This is a genomic window from Aminipila sp., assembly GCF_032051575.1.
Classification (GTDB): Bacteria; Bacillota; Clostridia; order Peptostreptococcales; family Anaerovoracaceae; genus Aminipila.
The window spans coordinates 186135-196286 of sequence record NZ_DAMBYD010000010.1 but is presented as its reverse complement, the minus strand read 5'-3'; the positions used below and the strand labels follow the sequence as shown (position 1 = coordinate 196286).

General features: G+C 37.8%; 9 protein-coding genes. 8 read left to right on the top strand and 1 reads right to left on the bottom strand.

Features of this window, described 5'->3' with window-relative positions; genetic code table 11:
• Positions 1-156: 156 nt before the first annotated feature.
• From RTW14_RS14680 to RTW14_RS14645, 8 genes are all read left to right on the top strand, one after another.
• Positions 157-846, top strand: a complete 690-nt coding sequence (locus RTW14_RS14680) for a FadR/GntR family transcriptional regulator (protein ID WP_312652747.1) — start codon at positions 157-159, stop codon at positions 844-846.
• A gap of 247 nt (positions 847-1093) precedes the next feature.
• Complete coding sequence (locus tag RTW14_RS14675) at positions 1094-2839, top strand: M28 family peptidase (RefSeq protein ID WP_312652745.1); 1746 nt, start codon at positions 1094-1096, stop codon at positions 2837-2839.
• A gap of 37 nt (positions 2840-2876) precedes the next feature.
• Positions 2877-4118: an Nramp family divalent metal transporter gene (locus RTW14_RS14670; RefSeq protein WP_312652743.1), complete on the top strand. Its 1242-nt coding sequence runs from the start codon at positions 2877-2879 to the stop codon at positions 4116-4118.
• A 93-nt stretch (positions 4119-4211) separates the two neighbouring features.
• The gene (locus tag RTW14_RS14665) at positions 4212-5921 is read left to right on the top strand and encodes an FAD-binding protein (protein ID WP_312652741.1); all 1710 of its coding nucleotides are present in this window, start codon (positions 4212-4214) and stop codon (positions 5919-5921) included.
• Positions 5918-6223 (top strand): 2Fe-2S iron-sulfur cluster-binding protein, encoded by a 306-nt coding sequence (locus RTW14_RS14660; RefSeq protein WP_312652739.1) that lies wholly within the window; start codon positions 5918-5920, stop codon positions 6221-6223. Before RTW14_RS14665 ends, RTW14_RS14660 begins: the two co-directional genes overlap by 4 nt.
• 25 nt (positions 6224-6248) lie before the next feature.
• Positions 6249-6719 carry an L-2-amino-thiazoline-4-carboxylic acid hydrolase gene (locus RTW14_RS14655; protein ID WP_312652737.1) on the top strand — a complete coding sequence of 157 codons (471 nt, stop codon included), beginning with the start codon at positions 6249-6251 and terminating at the stop codon, positions 6717-6719.
• Between the two features lie 18 nt (positions 6720-6737).
• Positions 6738-7901 (top strand): Xaa-Pro peptidase family protein, encoded by a 1164-nt coding sequence (locus tag RTW14_RS14650; RefSeq protein ID WP_312652735.1) that lies wholly within the window; start codon positions 6738-6740, stop codon positions 7899-7901.
• Position 7902: 1 nt separating this feature from the next.
• On the top strand, positions 7903-9045 hold the full coding sequence (locus tag RTW14_RS14645; protein WP_312652733.1) for a M20 family metallopeptidase: 1143 nt from the start codon (positions 7903-7905) through the stop codon (positions 9043-9045).
• A 95-nt stretch (positions 9046-9140) separates the two neighbouring features.
• Here RTW14_RS14645 and aroD read toward each other — a convergent pair whose 3' ends face one another.
• The gene (gene aroD / locus RTW14_RS14640) at positions 9141-9905 is read right to left on the bottom strand and encodes a type I 3-dehydroquinate dehydratase (protein WP_312652731.1); all 765 of its coding nucleotides are present in this window, start codon (positions 9903-9905) and stop codon (positions 9141-9143) included.
• Positions 9906-10152: the final 247 nt, after the last annotated feature.

Sequence of the window (10152 nt, the reverse complement as noted above, 5' to 3'; positions counted from 1 at the left end):
GAAGAATTTTTTCTGAAGTTAAATACACATAAAGAAATTTACCTTTCAGGACTGGCCTTAAGTATTTAATATTGACTTACAGGTATATGAGATGTTAATATATATATTAATATATAAAACTTGGGAAGAATAATATAATAAAGTGAGAGAGTCAGGATGAAAATTGGAATAAATCGTACTCTTCTTTATGAAGAAGTGGTAGAAGCATTATATAAGCTTATAGATGAACATAAGATTAAACCGGGCGATCAATTTCCATCGGAACGTGAATTAGTTAAGAAATGGGATATAAGCCGGAATGTTTTGAGAGAAGCCTTTCATATTCTTGAAAACAGAGGAATAATTATGTCAAGGCAAGGTAAAGGCAGATTCTTACGTACCCTTCCGGATAAGGAATACGATATCAACAATGAAAGTTTATCTAAAAAGCTTGAAAGGTATTCGCTTTTGGAAATTTATGAAACGCGTCAGGTTTTAGAAACAAAGGCAGTGGAATTAGTAGTGAAATATGCTTCTGATGATGATATTCGCGAAATATGTGAGTATTATGACAAGCTTTATAAAGCTTTAAAGGAAAGTGATTCTACAAACGGTGAATTTGATATGCACCGTATGTATGCGAAAAAATGCAAGAATAATTTTTTGGAACAAATCATTAATATAGCGTTTAAAACAACATTTGAAATAATGAACAGTACATTCCATGACGTTCTCATAGTACACACAGTGGAAGAAAGTATGAAGGCTCACGGAGAGATTATTGAAGCTATGAAGTGCCGTGATGCTGAACGTGCCGGAAATGCAATGAAAAACCATATCCAACGCACTATTGATATTTTGCTGTAAATAATAATATCTGTTTTTTATTATCAAATTCTAAATTTTTCAATACATTTTAGAAGTAATGATTTATGTCATTGCTTCGATAATAATTTTTAAAAATCAGTTGACAGAACGTATTTTACAATATAGAATAGAATGTGCAAACGTTTAAAATGCTTCGCCTGTATAAGTATGAGGAAGCATTATATTTTTACAACAAGAGGGTGACCAAGTAACTTGGTTGATTAACGATTATAAAAAGGAGCGCATCATGGATAACATTGAAAGAATAATTAATGAAGTAAGCAAAGAAAAAATCAGGGAAACTGTAGAATGGCTGACACATAATACGCCATACAGACTTGCAGGAAGCTATGATGAAAAATTTGCAGCCGAATATATAACTGAAAAAATGAAGAAGTACGGGTTAGAAGTTTTTAATCAGGAATTTTATACATATAACAGCAATCCTGTCAGTTCCGAGTTGGAAATTATATCGCCCGTATCGATAAAGATGGACAGTCTGCCATGTGCCCACATTAAATCTACTTCAGAAGAAGGGGAGGTTTTCGAAGTAGTATATTTGAAAAGCGGTTCTTACGAAGATTATAAAGGCCTTGATGTTTCAGGTAAAATGGTTCTTGTGGAAGTATCATATTCGCCTCCTGTACCTGAGAAAGCCCGGATTGCAAGCAGCATGAAGGCCGCCGGTATAATCTGCATGAACTGGGGAAATGATGAAGAAGTAATCTGCAACAGAGGATTGAAGGCTGTTTGGGGAAATCCAACTCAAAATACTTTAGAAGACATTCCCGATATAACAGGAATCAGCATAACAAGAAAAGACGGTTTAAAGCTGAAGGAGCTTTGTATTTCGGGGCAGACGGTAAAAATTAAGGTTAAAGCTGAAGCCAGCAGGGAATGGAGCAAAGTGCATCAGCCCGTAGGTATATTACACGGAAATGGCAAAAGTGAGCAGTTTATTTTAGTGGCATCACATATTGATGCATGGATGCCCGGAGTAACCTGTAATGCTACCGGAAATGCTACTAACCTTGAAATCTGCCGGATATTGGCAAAACATAAAGATGAATTAGATAGAGATGTATACTTTGTTTTCTGGAATGGTCATGAGATTGCAGAAGCTTCCGGATCTACATGGTTTGTAGATAACAATTGGAATTTGATCAATGATAAATGTATCGGATATATAAATATAGATTCTACAGGGGTACGCGAAACTGAAATATTTGAAATAAAGGCATCGGATGAACTCATAGAATTTGCCGAGAAAAATGCAAACGACAGCGTTGAAATCGATACCATCAGAGCTATGGCACTTAAGAAAATAGGGGACCAAAGTTTTATGGGTATAGGTGTTCCCGCAGTTGCGCAGAGAATGTCTTACACACAGGAAGTAATGGACCGTAATCACGGAGCTACATTGGGATGGTGGAATCATACTTGTGAAGATGGTCTTGATAAATACGATATAGAAACATTATATAAAGATACGAGAGTGACATTATCACTGATATGGAAGTTAGCACAAAGCCATATATTACCTTATAACTTCAAAAAGAAATTTGAAAGCATGGAAGACAGGGTAATGGCGCTTGCACAGAAATATGGCAGTGATTTTGAGCTTGCATCATTATGCAACGAAGTATCAGAAGCCGGAAAAGCAGTTGAATCGGTTCAAAAACGGGCATTTAAAATTACAGATGCAGCAAAAATAGAAGATTATAATCGCTTTGTAATGATTGTAAGCAGATTGACTACAAACGTATTTCAGACGTATTCTGAAAAGTATCAGCAGGATAGCTACGGATATACAAAGCTCTCGGCTATGGTACCGTTGTTAGCCGATTTAGAGGCTATTAACAGCTTGGATAAAGATTCCTTTGAATATGGTATGGTAGTGACGCAGCTTGTAAAAAATAAGAACCGTATATCTGATGCAATGAAACAGGTAAAAGATTTTGCATATTTATATGACAAAATATTGAAGATTTAATTATTAAATAAGTTATATAAAAAAGGGAGGTAATAAAATGGAAGGAAATTCAACAAAAAAATCTAAAATCAAACGTATTCTCGAAATCAGCGGACCGGGTCTTATAATGGCCGCTGCATGTATAGGGCCTGCATCAGTAACAACGGCATCGGTTCTCGGGTCATCCTATGGCTATGCACTGCTATGGATGGTTATATTGACAATAGTTGTGAGAGCAATGTTCGTCAGAGGGGCATACGTTAGTTCGCTGGTATTGGGACATCCTACTCTTGAGGCCATTCGTAAATATTATGGTCCGGTATTAGGTGTCATTACGGGTATTGCATGTCTGCTTGGAAGTGTTGCGTATCAGGTTGGTAATTTCAGTGGAACGGGAATGGGTGTAAGCTTGCTCTTTCCGGGCTTGGACTGGAAAATCGGCGGTGTTGTTATGACTTTGGCAAGCGTATACTTTATTTTAAGCAAAAATGTCTTTGTCAAAATTGAAAAGGTTATGAAAGTCTGTGTTTTTGCAATGATAGCTTGTTTTGGTATTTCTTTGATAGCGACAGGCGGGCCATCTATAAGCGGGATGGCGGCTGGAATGATTCCTAAATTTCCCGATCAAAAATCCATGTTTACTACTTTAGCATTTATCGGGTCTACCTGCTCACTGCCGGGTATTGTTTATGGTACATATCTTGGAAAAGAGAAAAAATGGGGACTTGAAGATATCAGAAACAATAATATCACATGGGATACAGCTGTCGGAGTAGGCTCAATCGGACTTATAGTAATTTTGGTAATGCTTACGAGTGCTGCCGTACTGCATCCGAGAGGAATAACCGTAACTTCGGTTCAGGATATGGCAGAACAGTTAACTCCGATAATAGGAGAAGCAGCTAAGTATCTTATGGGGTTAAGCTTGTTAAGTGCTGCAGTATCATCCATGATAGTAAATGCTCAGATGGGATCTGTCCTTATTCTCTCAGGATTAGGCAAGCCATATGGTATGGAAGACAAATTAGTTCGTGTCTGTTCTTTAGCCATATTAATATTTGGATGTGTGCTAGGTGTTTCTATAGGAAAGGCACCGGTACAGATGCTGATGATTGCTGCTGCTTGTACAATTGTAAGTATGCCGCTTTTGGGGATATTCATAATTATGCTGTTAAACAAAAAAGAAATGGGAGAGTTTAAGCCGAAGCCGATTTTTAATGCTGCTTTGATTATATCATATATTCTTATACTTCTTGTTACATGGAACAATATTTCTAATTTTATAACAAGATATCTTTAGAAGGATATGAAAGTAAAATATCATATTGTCTATATTTATTGATGAAAAGTATGGACAATATGATTATACTTAGATACAGAGGAGGAATGCTGCATGAAGAATTACAATCATTTGATTACGGATGTACTGGTTATCGGCAGCGGAGGTGCAGGTATGCGCGCCGCAATCTCGGCTCACGATGACGGAGCGAATGTTATGATACTAAGTAAGGGGCGACTTGGCGTATCCGGCTCAACTGTTACGGCATGTGCTGACGTAAGTGTAGATAGTAACAGTATTACAAAACTTCTTGGCTTTAATGGTGATGCTGAAGATTCAAAAGAGCAATTTGCAGCTGATACGATTAAAAGCGGCTGGGGTCTTAATCATAAAGGACTTGTGGACGTTTTTGTTGATCAGGCACCCCAGCGTGTTAAAGAATTGATAGATTGGGGAGCAAAGGTTGAAAACTTTGCTATATCTCCGGGACATACCTATCGCCGGGCAATTATTATCAAAGGAAACAATTTTGCTCATACTCTCGCACGTCAGGTGAGACTCAGACCTGCTATACAAGTATTGGAAGGTGTAATAGCACTGGATATAATAGTTAAAGACGGATGTGCGACAGGTGTATACGCTGTGAATATAATGAATGGAGAATTTACCACAATATCAGCAAAATCAATAATTATAGCTACCGGGGGGGCAATGAATGTCTTTCCTGTAACAACGGCTCCCAATGATTTGATGGGAGATGGTATGGCTATGGCATACAGGGCCGGAGCAAAGATGGTCGATATGGAATTTCAGACATTTCTGATGGGATGCTGTTCGCCGCCTTCGCTTGTAGGAAACAACTACCCCTTTGTACTTATGTGCAGAGCAGGAGCTCATTTATATAACCGTGAGGGAGAAAGATTTATGGAAAAGTGGGATCCTGAACGGCGCGAAAAAAGCACACGGGATAAAATTGCCGTAGCATCGACGCTTGAGATATTGGAAGGCCGCGGAGGCCGAAGTGGCGGGGTATGGGTATCCGTACGCCATATACCAAAAAATTTATTTGAATACTATACCGAGTGGTATGAAGGCAAAAAAACAGGCTTTGATGAAAAGGATTTTTTACCTGATCTGATGCAGGACGGTATAGAATCCATGCCATCGGCCCATTTTTGGAATGGTGGAATAAAAATTGACACAGATTGTTCTACAGACATAGAAGGTCTTTTTGCTGCCGGTGAATGTGCCGGTGGTATCCATGGGGCAAACAGGTTATCCGGAAATGCCATGAGTGAGATATTGGTAACAGGAAACATAGCAGGCCGCAGTGCTGCCCGTACCGCAGCTTCTGCTCAAGTGACGGCTCCGTCTAAAGAAGAAGAGTATGCTTATTATAAAAAATTAGAAGATATGTTTTGCGGAAACGGCAGTGAGGATCCTGTGGAACTCAAAAAGCGACTGCAAAAAACCGCATGGGAAACAATAGGACCTGTTCGTGAACAAAAAGAGCTCGAACGTGCTATACGTGTTTGCGACGAGATTGAAAACAAGATACCGCATTTATGCTGCCATGAGGGCAGGGTGTATAACAAAGAATGGATTGATGCGATGAGCCTCGCTAATATGTGTGATATAATCAGGATTACTGCGGCTGCGGCGGCCCACCGTAAAGAGAGTCGTTCAAGTCATTACCGCAAGGATTATAACAAATCAGATGACAGTATGTTTTGTAACATAACAGCGGAGAAATTAAACGGGCAGCTTAAAATAAGTAATTGCTCTGTCTCAACTCGGAAGATACAGGGGGTGCAGCAGATATGAAAAGCAATAATAAAAATGTCAATATAAAATTGAGAAGACATGGACAGACATATGATGAATTTGAAGTACCCTTTGAAGAAGGAATGAATATTCTGTCAGCCCTGCAATACATATATGAAAATCTTGACAGGACTATAGCCTATCCGGTGTGCCTGTGCAGAATGGGAAAATGCGGAGCATGTATTATGCAGGTAAACGGAAAGGCTCAGTTAGGATGTGCCGTCAGACTTGCTGCTGATAAGGTCTATGTTATTGAGACCATAGGTAACAAGGAAGTAATAAAGGACTTAATTACAAAATAAATTAATTTATGAAAGGAAGAAAAACATGTCAGATAATATAACTCAAAGTGCTGTAAAGCAAATATCAAACCATATGGCATTATTATACTATTACCTTACCAAGGAGATGATAGACGACTTTGGTGATGATGCAAAAAAAACTATTGAAAAGGCAATAATAAAATTTGGTCATGAGCGTGGCCGCAATATAGCAGAAAAGGTAAAAGCGGCAGGCGAAGAACTAACTATTGAAAATCTGGATAAATATTATGATATACCTATTGCTGCCGGCTGGAGTCCAAACCGAATATACGAGAAAGACTGCAAATATAATACTACCGAAAGCTGCACGTTTGCGGATGTATGGATGGAAAAAGATTGGGCGGAAGTCGGACACATATACTGTATGGTTGATACCGCTATAAGAGAAGGTTACAGCGAACATGTAATATATACACCGGGCAAGAATATTTTAAAGGGTGACGATTGTTGTACTTCAGTCACTACTTATGAATAAATAAATGGAGCAGAATAAATGAATATAAATCTTAGAAATGAATATGAACAAAGAATTGAAAAGGTCAGGATTGAAGCATCTAATCGCGGGATGGACTGTTTGTTAATATTCGGGCTTGCACCAAGGAGAGTGGGAGATCTGATGTATCTTACAGGTCATCAGCCTATGCTGCCCGGACATCCCAGACGATATGGTTTCAAGGGGAGAGGATATTCGGCTATTATACTGCCTATAGAAGGAAATCCATGCTTGCTTACAACAACACCTTTTTACGAAAAAGACCTTTATATCAGCGATGTACGTTATGGAGATAACCTTTTTGAGGATATTGCCCGGGAGATGAATAAGAGAGGGCTGGCAAAGGCTGATATTGGAATAGTCGGCATGGATATATTGGCTGTTGCACTTTACAACGACCTTCAGAAAGAGCTTTATCAAGCACGATTTTTTACATGTGATGATATTGTAATGAATTTGAGAGCAACCAAAAGTCCGTATGAACTGGGAATACTTCGGACAGGTGCACAGATTGCGGATGAAGTGGCACTGCTGCTTCGCGATTATCTTCGTCCGGGACTCAGCGAATACAACGTATACCAATTTATTAATTCTGAGCTGACAAAACGAGGAGTTACCGGAGCCTTTGCCACCTGTCAGTCAGGTATAAGGTCGGAAACGGCATATGAGTTAGTTTTTGCCTCGGATAAAATAATTGACTCGGGAGATATGGTGCATATGGAGATAAACGGAAAATTAGACGGATATATGATAGATATCTGCCGTTCAACCGTGGTAGGTAAAAGCTCTCCGGAACAGATAAGAATTTTGGATTTGGTTCTCTATATGTTTGACCAAGCCGTTGCGGCAATGAAGCCGGGTATTACGGCACAAAGCCTTGAGCGGATAACCGGTAAAATAGCACTGGACAATGGCTTCAATGAAAATCATACAAACTATTATAATGGTCCGGCTACACTATTAGGACATGCCATAGGATTGGGAGTTGATGAGCCTCCGGTGCTGGCAGAGGGTGATAAGACAATTTTAAGACCGGGAATGGTTATTACTGTTGAGCCGGGATTGTATAATACCGGTGTTGGCGGCTGTCGTATAGAGGACGAAGTTCTTGTTACAGAAAACGGATGTGAAATATTAAATACCAGCGGCAGAAAATGGTGGTAAATTGGAAATACAAATGTATTATAATGAGTATTGCATAAATTTGTTGAGAAGACTGGTTTCCATTCCAAGTGAATCGCAGAATGAAAAGAATATAGCTGATTTTTTATGTTCGTGGCTGGAAGATATGGGGATGCAAGTGAAATTACAGCATATATCAGGGAAAAGCTATAATGTCATTGCAACAGCAAGAGGAAAAAGGAAAGGTAAAAAATTGCTGTTAGGAGGTCATATAGATACTGTTACGCCTAATGATCGCTGGAAATCAGACCCGTATTGTTTGAAAGAAGAGGGTAACTTTTTATATGGATTAGGTGCCGGTGATATGAAAGGTGGAATAGCTGCTCAGATTACCGTATTGAAAAAACTATTTGACAGTAATTTGGATTTTTCAGGAGAAATTGAATTTATAGGTTTGGCAGATGAAGAAAGACATTCAATTGGAGCACATGCTTATGTTAACGGAAAGAAAGCGGAAGATTCAGCGGATTTTGCAATTTTGGCAGAACCGCATTATGATAATATAGTTATCGGTTCCACAGGTAAGGCATTACTTAAACTGGAAATAAAGGGCGTAACGGGACATGCAGCTACACCCGAATCCGGAATAAATGCAATAGACTGTATGGCTTCGCTTATAAATGTTCTGAACAATGAATACATGCCTCTTTATAAAGACAACAAAATAGGTTCGCTGTGTATTCTGAGAGTTTTTAGCAAGTATGAAGGATACAGCCTCAGTATTCCTGAAGAATGTACGTCATATTTAAATAAACAGTTAAATTCTGATGAAAATATAGGTGAGTTTATTAAAAATATACATGATTTATATGAAAAATACGTTGGAAAAGGAGAATTGACAATTACTAAAGAGATTCCTTTTTACCCATCATATAAAATAAATACGGATACTGTCTGTTTGAACAATCTATTAAATATTATACGTAAAAATAATAATACTGTGCCGGAATTTAAAATAAATCGGAGTGTAAGTGACGGAAATGTACTTTTCAATGAATTATCAATACCAACGATACTTTACGGACCTCAGGGAGTAAATTACCATAAGGAAAATGAATATGTATTGAAAGATACAATGTTATCATATATTGGAATATTGGAGCAGTATATAAGATCAAATGATTGAATGATACAATAGTTTAAATAAAAATTAAAGGATGCATCATTACAGCTGCATCCTTTATAAATCAGCAATAAACTCATGGTCGTCGGAAGTTATGGTTAATTATTATGCAATATTCTCATAATCTCCCTTGTATCATCAACACTCAACTGCCCCGGCGCAGAATTGTTATTCAATGATGCATAAGTAATACAAGAACCAAGAAATTCGGAAGCCGCCCTTGTGATGGTGCCTAAAGAACCCATGGACAAGGCAATAAACGGCCTGTCTGCTTTCAGAATTTTCATTTGCTTCATTTCTAAGCCGGCGGACAATAAAGTCAAAACGTCACTTTCCGACGTTGGCGTTACTGCTATCTTTGAAATATCCGCCCCAAGAAGCTGCATCCTTAGCATTCTGTTTAATATTTCCTCTTTATCCGGAGTTTTGTAAAAATCATGGTTAGATAATATAACCCTTATATTATTTTTATGAGCTGCTTCTATAAATTCCGTTATTTTATTTTCCGGTTTAAACAGTTCAATGTCAATCAAATCCACTAATTCAGATTCTGCCACATAATTGTTTATTTTAAAATACTCATCCTCATCTATAAAATTCATACCACCTTCATCTTTTGTCCTGAATGTAAAAATAATCGGCTTAAAATATATTTTGCGCACTTCCTTCAGAAGTTCTATGATTGAATCTATATGAGAATAATACTCGAAGTAATCTATTCTTAATTCAATTAAATCGTGCTCAGTTTTATTCAGTTGTTCAATTTCGTTTAATATTTTATTTTTTTCTGTGCTAACGATGGGTACACATATCTTAGGTATGCCGGTACCCAACACTAAATCTCTGACCCGAACAGCTTTCATACGAACTCCTTTATTATTTATCCTCATTGCCGATGTAGTTTCCAGCGCCATTTCTGTCATTACCATGAATATACCGATACAGTACGCTTGTGTCATTCCGAACGTTAGTGAGGAATCTCTCTTTTTTTATTATTTATATTATATACCATCGCCTCAACGATTGAAATACAAATGTTAAATGAAAACATTACCATAAATAAATGTTGAAATTGCAATATTTTCGTTGACAATAGACTGTGATTAATAA